We start from the raw sequence: 18350 nt of genomic DNA on the forward strand, positions 1-18350 counted from the left end.
ACGTATATAACTAAATTATGGAGTAAATAGTTTTAATAGTTCAACTTCAGGAATTCCCTTGAAATAGTCATCTAAATTAAATTGGTCTAATACTTTTAAAATATCTTCACGATCAAATTTAATATTCAATAACTTTTGTTTAATATCGTTAACATCTTTCATACCAAAGAAGTCACCATAAATCTCGATATTTTCAACTTTACCATTCTCAATATTATAACGAACGTCAACCGTTCCCATATCAAAATGTTTTCTCTGTTTAGCGGTAAAGGCAGGAGATTTACCATAAATCCAATCCCAATTGTAGTAGTATTCTTCTTTAATTTTATCAATTTGCTTCTGATCTTCAGGAGTGACAATGTATTCCTTATCTTTAATTTCATCTAAACTTTGAGCATGGAATAATTCCAATAATAACTTGTCACGGAACTGTTCAGTTGTTAGATCTTGATATTCTGGTGCTAAATAGGGACGTAGGTTGGTTACTCGGCTTCTAATTGATTTAATACCCTTAGAAGCAATCTTATCTTTTTGAACGTGAAGTGCCTTAGTTAAGACATCTAAGACCACATCAAGTGATAAGGTTCCGTGTGAGAACGTTTTTCCATTTCTAGAATACATGGCATTACCAGAGAATTTTTTACCATCAACTAGTAGATCATTTCGACCAGAAACTTCAGCAGTAGTTGCTCCCATTTGATGAAGAGCATCAATAATTGGTTGTGTGAATGATTTAAAATCACCAAAATTCTTATCATTTGAATCAACCACAAAACTAAAGCAAAGATTACCTAAATCTTGATAAACAGCACCACCACCAGAAATTCTGCGGGTAACGGTGATGTGATTATCAGCTATATAATCACTATTAATTTCTTCAATCGTATTTTGATTACGACCGACAATAATACAAGGTTTTTCAATGTAAAAAAGAACTAGGGGCTCATCGAATTCAACGTTATTCATTAAATATTGTTCGGTGGCAAGGTTATCACGAATATCGCGATCTTTCATAACAACGTAGTACATAAAGAGTACCTCCTCATCTGAATTGGAAACGCTTTTATACTAGCACAGTTATCAAAATTTAGAAATAAATTAACTACGATATTTACGGATAGTTAACATTTTTTGATGAACTAAAGCATGTGCTTCACGATTATCCTTGTCAGCAATATGCTTGATAAAATAACTAGGAAAATGATCTAAACTTTGTAATATTTCATCTAATATCGGTTGATAGTGCTTGGAATAGTTTTTTTCCACACTATCAACTACAATTTGGCTGTCAGAATGAATTAAAACTATCTCATCATTCCAACCATTTTTTATAATTTTCTTTAAAGCTATTTTTAATGCCAGAAATTCTAAAAAGTGATTATCATCAAAATTTTGAACTTGTGCGTCAGTATAAATTTTGTTATCAATCCTTATTACAAAGCTAACGACACCTAGATTTAAATTAGTATTTAATCCGGCATCGGTGTACAATTTAATCATATTTATTAAAAACCTTTCAGGAGAAATTATGTCAAAGAAACATTTTGTTCAACCAGCAGGACCATGGGGGATAATTATGTGGTCGCTTGCACTTAGTCTTGTATGTTTGGGGATTATTTTACAATTGGAGATAATGTCTTTGAGTATCGTTCCATTTTTAATTTGGATCTTAGACGCTGTCTATGTAATCTATATTATATCTAACTCTTGGGTAAAGTTTACAAATGGTCAAGTTGTTATTAAGGAACCTTATTACAAAACACGTATTTTTGAGAGTAAAGATGTTAACATTAAGGCAAATAACCAATGGACTTTGGAATTTAATTTCAGTAATCACGATTATTTTCCATTTAAGATTACTTCCACAAAGGGTATTTTAAAATTAATTAGAAAAGAAGCAGGTGAAAGCAATGTCATTTCCAAGTGATATCGAAATTGCTCAAATAAATGAGCACGATAATATGAAGAATATTAACGAAATTGCCAATAAAATCGGTTTGACACCAGATGATATTGAACCATATGGACACTATAAAGCTAAGTTTTCTGGTCGTAGTATTACCAAATCAATGGAAAAGGACGATGGAAAACTTATTTTAGTTACATCTATCAATCCAACTCCAGCTGGAGAAGGTAAGTCAACTGTCGCTATTGGACTAGCTGATTCTCTACAATCAATTGGTAAGAAGACTGTTCTGGCCTTACGTGAACCTTCATTGGGCCCTGTAATGGGAATGAAGGGTGGAGCTACTGGTGGTGGTTATGCTCAAGTCGTTCCTATGGAAGACATCAACTTACATTTCACTGGTGATATGCACGCCTTAACTTGTGCTGTTAACACTTTAGCAGCTTTAATTGATAATCACATTCATCAAGGAAATCAATTGAATATTGATCCTCGACGTATTGTTTGGAAACGTGCTTTAGATATCAATGATCGTGCATTAAGAAATACGGTTATTGGTTTAGGTGGTCCATTCAACTCAATGCCTCGTGAGGAACACTTTGAAATTACTGTTGCTAGTGAATTAATGGCTGTTCTTTGTTTAGCACAAGATATTGATGACTTAAAAGAAAGAATCTCAAGTATCCTTATCGCTTATACTTTTGATAAAAAGCCAATTTTCGTTCGTGATTTACATGTTGAAGGTGCAATCACTGTTCTATTAAAAGATGCTCTAAAACCTAACTTAGTACAAACACTTGAAAATACACCAGCTATCATTCATGGTGGTCCATTTGCTAATATCGCCCATGGATGTAACAGTGTTTTAGCTACTAAGCTAGCTATGAAGTTAGGCGACTACGCTGTTACTGAAGCCGGATTTGGTGCTGATCTTGGCGGTGAGAAATTTATGGACATTGTTGCCCCTAGATTGAGTCATGCTCCTAACGCTATCGTGATTGTAGCTACTATCCGTGCTTTGAAGTACAACGGTGGTCAAGCTCTTACAGATATTCAAAATGAGGATCTCAACGCCTTAAATCTCGGCTTTAAGAACCTAAAACGTCATATTCACAATATGCGTTATTATCACGTTCCTGTTGTAGTGGCTATTAATAAGTTTGCTACTGACACAGATAACGAAATCAAACTCTTAACTAGTCTCTGTGATGAAGTTGGCGTTGATGTTCAATTAGCTGAAATTCATCATGAAGGAAGTAAAGGTGGTCAGGCCTTAGCTAAGGCTGTTGTTAAAGCAACTGAAAAAGAATCACAATATACACGTCTTTACGAAGACGAAGAAACTACTGAAGCTAAAATTGCTACGATTGCCTCTGAAGTTTATGGAGCTAACAATGTAGAATACAGTAAGAAGGCTCGTAATCAGTTACAAATTTTGAAGGATAACGCTTGGGATGATTTACCAGTCTGTATCGCTAAGACTCAATATTCACTTAGTGATGATCCTAAACGTCTAGGTAGTCCTAAAGACTTTACACTTCATGTCACTGACATCGTCCCAAAGCTTGGAGCCGGATTTGTGGTTGTATTGACAGGAAACATTATGACAATGCCAGGTTTACCAAAGAAGCCAGCTGCTTTGAATATGGACGTTGATAATGAAGGAACTATCGGAGGATTATTCTAGTGCAGTTGATTTATTGGTTGCTTTGCGCGATCTTAGTTATTGGTGATCAAGGACTAAAATATTACGTCACGAGTAATATTGCTCCAATGAGTGTCCACGAATTTATCCCGGGAATCCTATCTATTACACATATCACAAATACTGGTGCAGCTTGGAGTATGCTTGAGGGTAAGATGATGTTCTTTTATCTAATTACCATAATTGCCGTAGTCGTTTTAGTCTATCTCTTCATCAAAGCTGCTAAGACTGAATACATGTATCGATTTGCGTTAATTTTCCTATTAGCAGGAACAATTGGTAACGCAATTGATCGTTTCACTAGACATTTTGTGGTAGATATGTTTAATTTAGATTTTATGAATTTTCCAATATTTAATTTAGCGGACACTTATATTACGATTGGTGTAATACTAATAATTGTATCTTTGTTTGTCCAACTAGCAGGTGAGAAAAATAATAAGTAAGTCTTTTGAATTAGAATACAATGAACCAAAAAAGAACCGTTTGGATGCCTATTTGAATGGTGAATTAGATGATTTGACAAGATCACAGATTCAAAAATTGATTAAAGATCAAAACATTTTAGTTAATGGTCAACCAGTTAGCAAATCTGGCTATAAGATCACAGCTAACGATAAAATCACTGTTAATATTCCTGAAGAAGAGCCTATTAAGGCTGTTCCAGAGAATATTCCGATTGAAGTTGTTTATGAAGATCAAGATGTTATTGTCGTTAACAAGCCTCAAGGGATGGTAGTTCATCCTGCGGCTGGTCATCCAGATAAGACGCTTGTAAATGCTATCTTATATCATTGTCAGATTAATGATGATGATGTTATCCGTCCAGGAATTGTCCATCGTATCGATAAGGATACTTCCGGTCTTTTAATGATTGCTAAGAACAATTTAGCTAAACAATCCTTGATGAAACAGTTAAAAGAGAAGTCTAATTTACGAGAATACTTGGCAATCGTTCACGGTAATTTTAAAGAGAAAAAAGGTAAGATTACTGCACCATTAGGTCGATCCAAATTCGATCGTAAGAAACAAGCTGTTGTAGAAGATGGTCGCCATGCAGTTACTCACTTTGAAGTTTTGGAACAGTTTGAGGACTATTCGTTACTAAAATTAAAATTGGAAACTGGTCGAACTCATCAAATCAGAGTTCACATGCAATATATCGGTCATCCCGTTGCGGGAGATCCTTTATACGGCCCAAAGAATACCTTGCCTGGTAAGGGCCAATTCCTACATGCACAAACACTTGGATTTGAACATCCAAGAACTCATGTGTGGATGCAATTTTCGATTGAACCTCCAAAAATTTTTCAAGATACTCTTGAGCAATTACGTTCTCAACATTAAGTCGTGATATAATCTACAAATAGAATTGTGTGCGATTATAAAATAAATTGAAGCACTCACTTTGTGAGTGCTTTTTTGAAAGTAGGGAAAAATATGGCTAAAGAAATTATTGACGGTCAAACAATGACCAGAGCTTTGACACGTATAACTTATGAAATTATTGAAAGAAATAAGGGAATTGAGGATTTGGTTCTTGTAGGAATTAAAACACGAGGTGTCTTTGTTGCTCATCGTATCGAATCAAGATTAAAACAATTGGAAAATATCTCGATTCCCGTTGCTGAACTTGATATCACACCGTATCGTGATGATAAAACTCACGAGGAGAAAGATATTTCCAATGTAAAAACACAACCCTTGGATATTGACATCAATAACAAACATATTATTTTAACAGACGATGTTTTATACACTGGTCGTACTATCCGTGCAGCCATGGATGCCTTGATGAGTGCAGGTCGTCCTAAGAAAATCTCTTTGGCTGTTCTTGTAGATCGTGGACACCGCGAATTACCAATTCGAGCAGATTTTGTTGGTAAAAATATCCCAACTTCTCAAAAGGAAAAAATCAAAGTTTCAATGAAAGAAATCGATGGAGAAGATAAGATTGAAATCGAATAACTACAATTTTTGAGGAGTTGCTATAGAATGAAACGTTATTTAATTTTAGAAGACGGAACTGTGTTTCCTGGAGAAGGATTCGGATCTTCTATCATTACCACGGGACAATTGGTAATATCAAATAATCGTACTGGAATTGAACAATCCGTAACCGATCCTAATGCCGAGGGTCAAATTATTGCTTTCACAATTCCTTCTGTTGGTAGCTCAGGAATTAATCGAGATTTTTATGAATCTATCAATTCACAATGTAAGGGTGTTGTTATTGGTTCATCCAGTATCTCAACTGTTGATAATTCAGTTTCATTTGAAGATTGGATTACCAGTCTACGAATACCTGGTATCAAGAATGTCGACATTAGAGCTTTGTCCAGACATATTGCTGAACATGGTGAAATGAAAGCTAGTATCATGGATACCCATGACGAGCATGCTATTGATCAGATCAAAGCTTTAGTTTTACCCCCTGATCTAGTTAAAAGAGTTTCTACTCGTCAATCGTATCCAAATCCCAACATGGGACGAAAGATTGTTATCGTCGATCTAGGGCTCAAATATTCCATTTTGCGTCAATTATCCTATCGTGATTGCAATTCAGTTATCGTTAATTATAATTCCACAGCAAAAGAAATCGAAAATTTACATCCTGATGGCATTATTTATTCTAATGGACCAGGCAATCCACAAGATTTGCCAAATGTTATTAAGAGTATTCAAGTTTTGCAAAAGAAATATCCTATTTTGGGTATTGGTCTTGGTAATCTATTAATAGCTCTAGCCAATGATTGCCAAATAGAAAAACTGACTACACCACATCACGAATCATCCCTAGCTGTTAAGGAAGTTGCCAGTGGCAAAATTGATTTTGTCAATCACAATCATTCCTACACCTTAGATCAAAAATATATTGGTTCATCCGACTTCATTGTTACCAATATTTGTGTTGCTGATGGAACTATTGAAGGTATTCGTCACGAATATTTGCCAATTATGGGTGTATTATTTGAACCAGAAGCTGCACCTGGACCAACTGATGGATATTATGTCTTCGACGAATTTATCGATTTAATTGATTCAGTGAAACAACAAGAGGGGGCTGGAAGTCAATGGAATTAACTGAAGTACATACAATTCTAATCATCGGCCCAACTATTAGTGATAAAAATGTTGATTTATCAACCGCACTTTATGATACAGTCGACATTTTGCATCAATTAGGGTACAAAACTTCAATTATTGTTGAAGATCCAACGTCATTACTCTCTTCGGGAACTTTCTTTGATAAAACAGTTGTCGAAAAGGTTAGTGGTGATAATGTATTAAAATTTGTTCAAAAATATCATCCCGATGCCATTTTGCCTACTGTCGGTGATCGTAACGCATTAGGAATCGTTTCTAGTTTAAATGGTAAAATCGGTAGTACTAAAATTTTAGGGGCTAATTATGCCTCTTCTTTGGCTACTTTTAAACGTGATTTATTCATTAAACGACTAAACAAAGCTAAACTACCAGTTATTAACTTTATTTCTTCGGATGATGAAAAAGAAATTTATAGCTTCATTCGTTCAATCGGTTTTCCAATTATTGCAAGAAGACGTTATTCCAATCGTCATTCAAGTGGCTGGACCAACATCAATAATCTGTTTGAACTTGATAATTTCATGGCCTTAGATGATTTGGAAGATACTAAAATTGAAATTGAAAGAAGTATTCGGGGCTTTAGTGAATACTCCTTTACTATTTTACGGGATAGTTTTGATAATTCATCCTTAATAGGTACGATTGAGGATATCGAGCCCATCGGTATTCATCATTTAGATTCAAACTTAATTTCACCAGCAATTTCTTTAAATGATTCAAAACTACAACGTTTAAGAAATTATTCAATAAAATTAGCTCGAGTTTTCAACATTATTGGTGTCTGTACCGTTCATTTTGCCTATAATCACGTCACTAATGAATGTTATATTACAGAATTTATCCCTCGTTTAAGTGAGGAAACTAAGTTTTTGGAATATGCAACAAGTTATCCCGTTGCCACAGCCGTAGCGGAACTTTGTGTTGGCTTTCATCTAGATAAGCTTCAACTCGATGCAGGTAATTTCTTTAATGGAGCAACTGAACCATTTGTTGATCACATTACCTCACGTTTTCCTCAATGGAATGCCCCTGGTCAAAAGTATTTAGGACCTAGTAAAACATCCAATTCTAGTATTATTGTAAATGGATTTAGTTTAGAGGAGGTTCTCAATAAGGGAGCACTCAATGATAAATTGAATAACAATTTCAATCGATATGAAGAATTACGTAAATTGGATGATGATGAGTTATTTGAAAAAATCATTCACCCCACTAATTGGATGCTGGATGTTTTAATGGAAGCAATGCGTCGCAATTTTGAAAAACCGGTTTTATCAGAAATCACCGGTATCAATATGCCATACTTAACGGCTTTGCAAAATATCATTGACAACAGTCTTATTATTCGTGAAGGTGAGATTGATGTTCACAATGTCGAACGTATGGTTGAAATGGGTGTCAAAGGAGTGGGGCATAGCAAGTTACTATTAGATAGTTCCGATATTGTAACTAAAACAGTTGTAAAAAATAAAACTGCTATATCTGTGGCCAATAGGAATTATCCTAATCATAATTACTTCGTTACCGCAGGTATCAACAATGAGTTGAAGTTAAGCGACCGCAAAAAAATTATTGTACGCACACCAATAATCTCTTCAAAAACTGACACAACTATCAGACAATTTGTTTTATTCCAATTAGCCAAATCAATTGATCAAAATGGTTTGGAACCTATCATTATTGGACGTGAACCCTGGAATGCACCACTAGCCATGCGTCGAAAGATTGTGGAAGTCGATGACCCTCACATGGAAATGAAAGCTCTCAACTTGATTCCCAGTGATAGCATTTTAAATATCATTGATTTATCAAAGAATTTAGTTGATACAGAAGATGACAGTCGAGTATTTCAATTTAGTGCTCAAGAAATTAAGAATATTGATCTTCAAGCAAACACTTCTGCTAGAGTAATGGTAGTTTCTGATGGTGAGAATTTCCTAGTTCCATCAGTTATTTATCGAACTAAGAAAAATAATCATCTCTATGAGGTTAGTTCAGTCAACAACTTTATGTCACCTGAAAATTATAATGAGTTTTCCCAACTGATTGCTCAAGAACTTGAAGATGAAAATCAAGTGGCTATTTATAACTTTGAATTGATTAAACAAAAAGATCATTGGCTCGTAACTAAAAAGTATCGTGGTATGACTAATGACATTATCAGACATGAATTAGCTAGTTCCGTTCACGTAATTGATACATTGGTTAAATTATTATTGGGTAATAAGATTGGCGACGACCTTTCACTCGAAGAAATATTCAATAATTTCGATGAGCAATATCTTCTAACAATTGATGATAAGCGTTATAAGCTGTTGAACAAAGAAGAAATGGAAGACGAATTAAAGAATTTAAGATAAAAAAAGGAGGCTGTGACATAAGTCTCAAAAAATAAAAGCTGATGAATGAGATTCTTATTTCATTCATCAGCTTTTTCTGTATCATTATATAAAAAAAGAGAAGATACCTCGCACGCATCTTCCCAAAATTTATCACTCCAAAAGGAGATCAAAAACCATGAATAATTATAACATAGACCAAATGACATTAAGTATTCCTTTAGATTACAAACCAAAAGAAAATCATCCAGCTAGATTTATCAACGATCTTGTCGAATCGCTTAATATTGAAAAAGTCTATTCTAGCGGGAGGCCGCGAGAATATGACTTACGTGCAATGCTAAAATTGATACTTTTTGCGTACTCTCGCAGTGTAATGACTAGCAGAAAGATTGAAGAATTTGCTGAAGAAAATATCGTTGCTAGATGGCTTACACAATATCAAGTTCCCTCATATAGAACCATATGTAGATTTAGAATTTCAGATGAGATTGAAACTTTACTTGATGATAGCTTGACGAATTTAACTAGTGTTTTAAAACAAAATGGTCTGATTGATGAAGTGTCCTTTATTGATGGTACGAAAATATTGGCAGATGCCAATAAATTTTCGTTCGTTTGGAAAAAGAATACCATCAGATTCGATGATATGAATAAATCTCAAATTCAAAACTTATTGTCCGAAATAAACGAGGTACGATTAGGTATCGTCGAAAATCCTTCGGATCTTTCTGACGATGCTCTAGAGGAAGTACAAATAAAACTTGAATTACATCTTGAAGATTTAAACGCCAGAATAGAAGCTAATCCTAAAAAATCTCCTAATCCTGATAAACAAGAACGCCGAAAATTAAAATCATATTCCCGAAAACTTGATAACCGTATTGATAAAAAATCTGAACACGAAAAACAGATGAAGAAATTCGATAAAAGAAATAGTTATGCTAAAAGTGATGAAGACGCAACATTTATGAGAGTCAAGGAAGATCCCATGCTGAATGGTCAATTAAAACCTGCATACAATGTTCAGATAGCCACTAGTAATCAATTCATTACAGGTGTTGGAATGTTTCAAAATCCAACTGATACAAGAACATTGATACCATTTATAAAACAGCTTGAAGAGAACCATACGCTTGGCGACGTGATCGTCGCCGATGCGGGATATGGTTCTGAAAGTAACTATCAATTTTTAGATGATAACTATAAGAAATACGTTATTCCGTACTCTACTATGCTCAAAGAGAATTCAAAGAAATGGAAAACAGATGAAAAGAAGGTAATGAATTGGAATTACTACGAAGACGATGATTATTATATAAATCCTCAAGGTGTCCGTTTCAGTTTTAATGCATATCGAATAAGAACTGATAAATATGGATTTAAACGTTACTTTAAAGAATATATTTCCGAGATATTTGATGATGATCACAATAGGATTCCTCAGGCGTTCACGCCTGGTGGGAATCGTAAAAGAATATACATCAATCCTTCATTGGAATATTTTAAAGCTAGCATGAGAAGTAAACTTTCGATTCCCCAATATGCTGATATTTATGCACGTAGAAAAAATGACGTGGAACCAGTCTTCGGAAATATGAAGGCTTGTTTAGGTTTCAAAAGATTCCATGTTAAAGGATTGAATAAAGTTAAAAAAGAAATGATGATCGTAGTAATGGCATTGAATATCAGGAAACTGGTATCAATGTCATTTTTTATTTGTATTTTTAGAGAACAAAAAAGTTCGATGTGGAATTTTTTCAAATTCGCATCGAACTTTTAAGATAAAGAGACTGTTTTGTCACAGCCTCTTTTCTGCTTTATTTGGCTTTTAAATCAGCTACTAATTGGCGATCAGGATCAACCAAAATAGTTTTTTGACCTTCAAAGATAACATACCCTGGTTTAGCACCATTAGGTTTACGAATATTTTTGATTTTAACATAATCAACTGGAACCTTGCTCGAATCACGAGCTTTAGAATAGTAGGCTGCAATTGTTGCGGCTTCAGTGATTGATTGTTCATCAGGATCACTTGTTTTCAAAATAACGTGTGAACCAGGAATATCCTTCACATGGAACCAGTAGTGATTCTTTTGTGATAATTTCATCGTCAATTGGTCGTTTTCAATATTATTTTTACCAACAATAATATCAACACCCGTTGATGATTGGAAATCTTCACCAACATGCTTCTTACGTTTCTTACGAGCATTACGACGTTTCTTCTTGATATAGCCTGAATCAATCAGTTCATCAACAATACCATCGACATCCTCAATATCTACGTATTCAAGAGATGCCAAAACTGATTCCAAATAGTTGACTTCATTCGTAGTAATATCCAATTGTTCTTGAACATGGGGTATCGAATTTTGTAACTTACGATACTTTTTATAGTAATGTTGAGCATTGTCAGAAGGGGAGTACTCTGGATTCAGTTTGATTTTTACCTCTTCATTATTGTAGTAATTAGTCAAAACAATTGAGCTAGAACCACGTTTAACTTGTGACATGTATGTCGTCAATAATTCACCATAAAGATTGTATTTAGCCATCACATCAGTCTGTGATAATTGCTTATTCAATTTTTTAATCTTAGACTTATCTTTTTTCAAAATAATATCTAAACGATGCGTAATGCTCTTGGTTTGCTGTTCAATTCGATCAACTCGAGCTTTATCTAAATAATAATTATCCAAAAGCTCACTTAAACTTGCATAAGTATTAACTTCTGTCGTGGTATTGCTAAAACCAATAGGGAAGAAACCTAACTTGTGTTTGTCTTTAGTGTTGGCTGTATTAGGCATTAAATGATTTTCATATAAATTCATGAAATCATCTAAAGTTTGGCCAGCTGCTATAAATTTTTCCAATTCGTATGATGTATCTAAACCAATACCTTCATACTTTTGACGAATATCGGCTGCCGATAAATCTTGAAGATTTTCATTTTTCGTTGAAAATGGATTGATTTTATTCTGTGCAGGCGGTAACTTATAATCGTCCCCGGGAAGCAGTCCACGGAAACTATTATTTTCTGGAGAAACACGTTTAATTAAGTCAATAATTTTTCCATTCTCTTTATTTAGGAGAAAAATATTACTGTGTCGACTCATGATTTCGGTAATTAACCGATATTCATGAATATCGCCCAATTCATTTTTAGCACTCAAATCTACGATTACGATACGATCATTATTCAATTGTTTAAAATCTTGAATAATAGCACTAGTGATATACTTTCTTAGCGACATAACAAAAGTTGAAGGTTTAGCGGGATTAGCAAATGGCTGATCCGTAATCTGAACTCTTGCATATGAGGGATGAGCTGATAATAATAATTGTTGATTCTTACGGTTACTTCTAATTGTAAGGATCAATTCGTTAGCGAACGGCTGTTGAATTTTAGCAATTCTACCGCCACGGAGATTCTGATTCAATTCGTTTACCATCACATGGGTAAACATTCCGTCAAAGGACATAATTGACTTCCTTTCTATATTGCGTGATAAATTCTGAAACTTTTGCAGTGTAACAAATATAAACTCGATTGAATATGATATAATTTAATGGTTATACAATCATTATACGTAACCAAACAAGGAATTGATAAATTTATGAAAATAGCCATTGTAACAGATAGTACATCTTATTTGCCACAAGAAATAGTCGATAAATATAATATAACAGTTGTGCCAATAGAGGTAGTATTTAATACTAAAACATATCGTGAAGATATTGATATTACTACGTCTCAATTCTACAAACTCTTACATGAATCACCTGAGTTACCCTCAACGGCTCAACCTTCAATTGGTGAAATGATGAACGTGTACGACAAGCTGGCTAAAGAAGGCTATGATACCGTAATTTCAATTCATTTGGCAAGCACTATTTCTGGTTTTGTAAATAACCTTAAGAGTGCTGCTCAGACAATTGATGATATCAATGTCGTCGTTTATGATTCACATATTACTGTACGCCTAATGGGCTACCTAGCTCAAGAGGCAGCCAAAATGGCTCAAGAAGATAAACCACTTAGTGAGATTCTTGAACGTCTAGATGACTTAAGAAGCTCTATTGGTGAGTCTTTTGTGGTAAATGACTTAAAGAGTTTAGTTAAAGGCGGAAGATTATCAAATACTTCTGCTGTCATTGGAACCATGTTAAATATTAAACCATTACTAGAATTTGATGATAATTCTCACAAAATTGTTGCCTATGATAAAGTTCGATCCATGAAAAAGGCCAAGTTAAAAGCTGAAGAAAAATTGGCTACGGCCATGGATGAGGCTCCATATCCACTACGTTTATTGGTAATCGATGCTGACGATAAAAGGGATGGAGATCAATGGGCAAGTGAGTTGCATGATAAATACCCTGATATTACACTAGATCGTTCATACTTTGGACCTGTCATCGGTGCTCATTTAGGTAAAGATGCGTTGGCCATTGCTTGGATCAAGGATTTTGATAAAGCATAATTGAAAGCCATATGGCTTTTTTATTTTACTGAAATAATATAAAATATTTATTATAAATAATGCTTCATAAATGTTTTTATTGAGTTAAAATGAATGTAACCATTATTTTCATAGGGAAAAGGGGAGTATCATGTTTTCTAAAACTAAGAGAGCAGCTATTTTAGTAGCCGCCAGTGCACTTCTTGCAACGAGTTTGGGAGGAAATATTGTTTACGCCGATACAACAACTTCGACTGATACAAACAATACTTCTGTTACAAACACAACTGCAGCTGATAGTAGTACTACGACTGCCAATACTGCTGATAAGGATGCAACAGTATCAACTGCTACAAATAACAACAGTGATACAAACAATCAAGTTGTGAGTCCGGCAACTAAAACACCATCTAATGATACAACAAGTACAACTAACAGTAACAGTGATACTACTTCTACAGCTTCAACAACTGCCAAGACACAATCGACTTATAACAATATTGACATTGTAGCGGTTAAAAAAGCAATGTTAGTTGAACTAAATCGTTTGCGTGCACAAAATGACCTTCCAGCCTTGACTTCTGTAGTTACATTAAACAACTACGCTCAATCAAGAACTGATGGCTTCACAAGTACTGGTGTTGATAACCATGCTGGCTGGAATTCAGCTAACATGTATCCATATTATTTGGATGCTGAGGAAAATATTTCTCAAATGCCATATTCAATGTTAGGTACATCAGATCCAACTGCCATTGCCCAAAAGGTTACACATGAGTTTTATAGTGAAACTTATGATCCTGAACCTAATTACGGTCATAGAAAGAATATGCTTAATCCATATATTACTTATGTAGGAATTGGTGTAAGTGTTAGTTCCAATGGGATGGTTTACTTTGCACAAGAAATGGGTAATGATCAAGCATCTCATGATAAGTATGACGCTTCAGACATCTATTCATACTACTTAACTAATGAAAATGATTATGCTAATGTTTCTAAGTATGATCTTGCTGATGCTAACCGTAAGAATGCAGATTATGTTAGTCGTGATAACTATGCTGTAGCTGATATAAGAGGTGGAGTAACTACTAAGAACAAGATGACTCCTATTTACGATCGTAATGGTAATAAGCGTGTTGATCTTGTTTTAGGACCTGATACTTCATGGGCTTCAGATATTATTGCAATTATTGATGGTAATTTCTTCTATCATGTATGTACTAATGGATTTGTTGCTGCTGATGACGCTCTACCATGGGCTAAATTCTTATCAGGAACAACTGTTACAGCTACAACTACTGCCAAAGTCTACAACGACAGCGGTATCTACGCTGGATATACAGTAACTCCTGGATCTTCATGGATTGTCGATCGTCGAACTGTTAATCCAACAACTAATACTAAGATGTACCGCATCGGTACTAACGCTTGGATTCAACAAAATGAACTAACTTTAAACTAGAAATTATGAGTAAGAGGCTGTGGTAAAACAATCTCTTAATTAAAAAGTTCGATGTGAATTTGAAAAAATTCAATATCGAACTTTTTATTTTATATAGAAGTTTACATATTAGATATTTATTTGAGGTGAGATTTTAAAAATGAAATTAACTGGTTATGAAGATCTGTGCGTTCAGAGAACGATTTCAAATATATATAAAGCATTTGAAAAACTGATTTGTGAGAAAGAATATCAAAAGATTACGGTTAAGGAACTTTCCGAACTAGCTCAAATTAACAAAAAGACATTTTACCGTTACTATCCAACACTGGATGATTTATTGACAGAAATGCAAGCTAAATATGCTGAGGAATATCTAAAAGAAATAAAGGAATATCAGTATCCAAAAGATTTAGCAAAAAGTGTTAGAGCGTTTTTTACTTATTCAGCTGATCAAGGTGAAGCGTATGACAAAATAACTTCCAGTGTAGTCGGAAACTACGTAGGAATTCGCCAACAAATGATTGATAATGTAATGAATTCTACCTGGGGTGAATCCAAAAAATTTAATTTAATGACGGACTGGCAACAAAATGCTCTATTGAATTTTGTCGAGCAGACAGGATTAAACGTTTATAAACAATGGGTCAGTCAAGGTAAACAAGAACCTCTTGAAGACGTGATTGAGTCGGCTACTCTATTGATGCAGGGTGGCGTTAATAATTTTCTGAAACAGAATAAGTAATTAAAGCAGATATTTCAAATAGATATCTGCTTTTTTGATGTCCAAATTTTCAAATTGACTAACTTTATGACACTCTTTTTTTGGAAAAGGTTACTTATGTCACTCTTTGAGAAATACTGCCCATTTTTTTGCTATTTAATTCATTGCATAATGAATACATCGTAAAGGAAAGCAATGAGGTAATAACAATGACTATAAAGATAAGTGAAGAAGAAAAGGTAGCTTTAGCCGTTCGTCAACAAGTACAAGGTATGGTTACTGGAGATATAGATATATTGAATAAAGTGATTGTGCCAGATGCACATTTTATTCATATCACTGGAACAGATCAGACCAAGGAAGAATGGCTACAACAAATCAAGATAGGACGCATGCATTATTTCAGTAATAAAGAAAAATTAATGCAAGTCGAGGTGAACGGTGATTTTGCAAAGGTTGTTTCCAGAAATGAACTAGATGCAAGGATTTATGGTTTTCGTAATACTTGGCCTTTGGAGTCCAGAACTGAATTAACTAAAAATAATGGTCAATGGCAAATAGTTTTGTCACAGGCTTCAATGTATTAAGGGGATATCAAAAATATGATGACAAAAAGAAGAGTGACAATAGCAACGGTCGCTTTGTTGATTGCTAATTTTATGGGTGGACTTGATGCGACGATTGTTAATACAGCATTGCCCGCAATTACTAGTGATTTAAACGGTATTAGATTAATCGGATGGATCAGTTCTATTTTCCTACTAGGAACAGCCGTTACCACTGTTCTGTGGGGACGAGTAGGGGAGATTATTGGAAAGAAACTAACTTTTCAAATCTCATTACTATTATTTGTAATTAGTTCCGTTATCGGGGGCTTATCAACAAATATGATTATGTTGATTGTTGCACGTGCTTTCATGGGAATCGGCGCTGGAGGAATGGTTTCAATTCCATTTATTATCTATGCGGATCTATATCCGAATCCATCAGAACGTGCTAGAGCACTAGGCTGGGTTACAGCTTCTTACACGCTCTCGACCGTAGTAGGACCACTAATTGGGGGTTGGTTAGTCGATACACTTTCGTGGCATTGGGTATTCTTTATTAATTTACCAATCGGAATTATTTCATTATTGATGCTTCAATTTAGTTATAAAGAAAATAGAACGGAGATAACTGACAAGTCATTTGATTATTTAGGTTCAGGAATGTTGATTTTAACACTAATTGTTCTATTATTTGCCAGTGATTCAATTGCCTCAAGTATAACAAGGGCAGTAGTTCTATTAGTAATTGGTTTGATTCTAATGGTTATTTTTTATCGAATCGAATCTTCTAAAAAGAATCCATTAGTACCAACTGAATTATTAAAGAACTGGCGGATTCAATCTCAAAACGTCATTATGTTTTTGATTAATGGTTTCTTTATTGGATATAGTGTTTATGCTCCAATGTGGTCACAAGGACTACTTGGTACCAATGCTACTTATGGTGGTTTAACACAAATCGGTGGTTCAGTTTTACTATTGCTGGGAACCAGATTGACTGCAAACTTAATGCCAAAGATATCCTACAAGAAAATCGTTATGATTGGTAGTTTCAGTATTCTAATTTCAGCTTTAGCGATGATTATTGCTACTAAGAATGCTCCATACTGGTGGTTATTAGTCAGTGGTGCATTTGAAGGGTTCGGAATGGGACTTTCATTTACACCAATGCAAGTTTCAATTCAAGATGATGTTAGAAAAGAACTGATCAGTGTTTCAACAACATTTGGCTTGTTATTCAGAACTTTAGGACAAACATTTATGTCTGCTATTTTTGGAGCTGTTTTGAGTATCAGTACTGCTAATCAAGTTGGAGGCAAAATTACTAGCCGGATGATCAATAAATTAACTGATGCATCATCTGCTAAGACATTGCCACAAAACTTATTGCCACAATTAAGAACAATCTTATTCAACGGTATGCACACCATCATGTTCATTGGATTCGTTTTAGTAGTGGTTGCTATTATTATTAATTTCACTAGAAAAGAACCTGTTAAACAGGAACGCTAAAAATTTAATGTCACTCTTTCTTTTAAAGCGTGGCATAAGTAACTAAATAAAAAACATTGACCATTTTTTTATAGTTGATCACGCCCCATAATAGATTTTGTAAACAAAGAGAGTTAATAAAAACAGAGGAGATTTATATTATGAACACACAAGAAATTTCAGATCGTATCGAATTAAAACAATTGGTAGATTTATTTTCAAACTACTCTGACACTAAAGAAAATGACAAGCAAGTCGCACTCTTCACTGAAAACGGTGTAGTAAATATCATCAACGATGGCAAAGTTAGTTTTACTCTCAATGGTAGAAAAGAAATATTTAATGCTTTTAGTTCTTCAATGGATGAATATTCATCAGTCTTCCATATGAGTGGTCAACAAACTGTTGATTTTATTGATGAAACTCATGCCAACGGTGTGGCATATAACTATGTTGTTTTGGTTAAAACTAACGAAGAAAACAAAACAGTTACAACTAGTGAAGGTGTTAGATACCAAGATAAATACGAAAAAGTTAATGGAAAATGGTTAATTTCTGAACGAAATTCAAACTTTATCTGGCATACAGAAGATATTAAATAATCTAATTGGAGAAACTA

The 18350-nt window shown here is 34.3% G+C and carries 17 protein-coding genes; 14 read left to right on the forward strand and 3 right to left on the reverse strand.

Going from position 1 to position 18350, the window contains the following annotated elements; translation table 11 throughout:
• Positions 1–15: 15 nt before the first annotated feature.
• Both ACI6PB_RS06505 and ACI6PB_RS06510 read right to left on the reverse strand, forming a co-directional pair.
• On the reverse strand, positions 16–1029 hold the full coding sequence (locus ACI6PB_RS06505) for a lipoate--protein ligase (protein WP_404327175.1): 1014 nt from the start codon (positions 1027–1029) through the stop codon (positions 16–18).
• A gap of 69 nt (positions 1030–1098) precedes the next feature.
• Positions 1099–1500, reverse strand: coding sequence for a reverse transcriptase-like protein (locus ACI6PB_RS06510; RefSeq protein WP_025086019.1), 402 nt, complete (start codon positions 1498–1500; stop codon positions 1099–1101).
• 28 nt (positions 1501–1528) lie between these two features.
• Here ACI6PB_RS06510 and ACI6PB_RS06515 point away from each other — a divergent pair, with 28 nt between their 5' ends.
• From ACI6PB_RS06515 to ACI6PB_RS06550, 8 genes are all read left to right on the forward strand, one after another.
• Positions 1529–1927: an EbsA family protein gene (locus ACI6PB_RS06515; protein ID WP_025086018.1), complete on the forward strand. Its 399-nt coding sequence runs from the start codon at positions 1529–1531 to the stop codon at positions 1925–1927.
• A complete protein-coding gene (locus ACI6PB_RS06520; protein WP_404327176.1) occupies positions 1911–3593 on the forward strand; it encodes a formate--tetrahydrofolate ligase in 1683 nt (560 codons plus the stop codon). Before ACI6PB_RS06515 ends, ACI6PB_RS06520 begins: the two co-directional genes overlap by 17 nt.
• Positions 3593–4057 (forward strand): signal peptidase II, encoded by a 465-nt coding sequence (gene lspA / locus ACI6PB_RS06525; RefSeq protein WP_025086017.1) that lies wholly within the window; start codon positions 3593–3595, stop codon positions 4055–4057. Before ACI6PB_RS06520 ends, lspA begins: the two co-directional genes overlap by 1 nt.
• Entirely contained in the window at positions 4050–4958 is a 909-nt protein-coding gene (locus ACI6PB_RS06530; protein ID WP_056955693.1) for an RluA family pseudouridine synthase, read from the forward strand. Before lspA ends, ACI6PB_RS06530 begins: the two co-directional genes overlap by 8 nt.
• 93 nt (positions 4959–5051) lie before the next feature.
• Complete coding sequence (gene pyrR, locus ACI6PB_RS06535; protein WP_025086016.1) at positions 5052–5579, forward strand: bifunctional pyr operon transcriptional regulator/uracil phosphoribosyltransferase PyrR; 528 nt, start codon at positions 5052–5054, stop codon at positions 5577–5579.
• A 27-nt stretch (positions 5580–5606) separates the two neighbouring features.
• Positions 5607–6695 (forward strand): carbamoyl phosphate synthase small subunit, encoded by a 1089-nt coding sequence (locus ACI6PB_RS06540; protein ID WP_025086015.1) that lies wholly within the window; start codon positions 5607–5609, stop codon positions 6693–6695.
• A complete protein-coding gene (locus ACI6PB_RS06545) occupies positions 6686–9079 on the forward strand; it encodes a carbamoyl phosphate synthase large subunit (protein WP_404327177.1) in 2394 nt (797 codons plus the stop codon). Before ACI6PB_RS06540 ends, ACI6PB_RS06545 begins: the two co-directional genes overlap by 10 nt.
• 157 nt (positions 9080–9236) lie before the next feature.
• Positions 9237–10841 (forward strand): IS1182 family transposase, encoded by a 1605-nt coding sequence (locus tag ACI6PB_RS06550; RefSeq protein WP_025086411.1) that lies wholly within the window; start codon positions 9237–9239, stop codon positions 10839–10841.
• Positions 10842–10878: 37 nt separating this feature from the next.
• Here ACI6PB_RS06550 and ACI6PB_RS06555 read toward each other — a convergent pair whose 3' ends face one another.
• Positions 10879–12543 (reverse strand): NFACT family protein, encoded by a 1665-nt coding sequence (locus ACI6PB_RS06555; protein WP_404327178.1) that lies wholly within the window; start codon positions 12541–12543, stop codon positions 10879–10881.
• A 135-nt stretch (positions 12544–12678) separates the two neighbouring features.
• Between ACI6PB_RS06555 and ACI6PB_RS06560 the strand changes: the two genes are divergently transcribed.
• The 6 genes from ACI6PB_RS06560 to ACI6PB_RS06585 all read left to right on the forward strand — a co-directional run bounded on the left by ACI6PB_RS06560 (position 12679) and on the right by ACI6PB_RS06585 (position 18333).
• A complete protein-coding gene (locus tag ACI6PB_RS06560) occupies positions 12679–13545 on the forward strand; it encodes a DegV family protein (protein WP_404327179.1) in 867 nt (288 codons plus the stop codon).
• Positions 13546–13675: 130 nt separating this feature from the next.
• Entirely contained in the window at positions 13676–14989 is a 1314-nt protein-coding gene (locus ACI6PB_RS06565) for a CAP domain-containing protein (protein ID WP_404327180.1), read from the forward strand.
• Positions 14990–15128: 139 nt separating this feature from the next.
• Positions 15129–15713, forward strand: a complete 585-nt coding sequence (locus ACI6PB_RS06570) for a TetR/AcrR family transcriptional regulator (protein ID WP_404327181.1) — start codon at positions 15129–15131, stop codon at positions 15711–15713.
• Between the two features lie 188 nt (positions 15714–15901).
• Positions 15902–16279, forward strand: coding sequence for a nuclear transport factor 2 family protein (locus ACI6PB_RS06575; protein ID WP_404327182.1), 378 nt, complete (start codon positions 15902–15904; stop codon positions 16277–16279).
• A gap of 15 nt (positions 16280–16294) precedes the next feature.
• Positions 16295–17752, forward strand: a complete 1458-nt coding sequence (locus tag ACI6PB_RS06580) for an MFS transporter (RefSeq protein ID WP_404327183.1) — start codon at positions 16295–16297, stop codon at positions 17750–17752.
• Positions 17753–17892: 140 nt separating this feature from the next.
• Positions 17893–18333 carry a nuclear transport factor 2 family protein gene (locus tag ACI6PB_RS06585; RefSeq protein WP_034544300.1) on the forward strand — a complete coding sequence of 147 codons (441 nt, stop codon included), beginning with the start codon at positions 17893–17895 and terminating at the stop codon, positions 18331–18333.
• Positions 18334–18350: the final 17 nt, after the last annotated feature.

Source organism: Companilactobacillus paralimentarius, from assembly GCF_963227125.1.
GTDB classification, from domain to species: Bacteria; Bacillota; Bacilli; order Lactobacillales; family Lactobacillaceae; genus Companilactobacillus; species Companilactobacillus paralimentarius.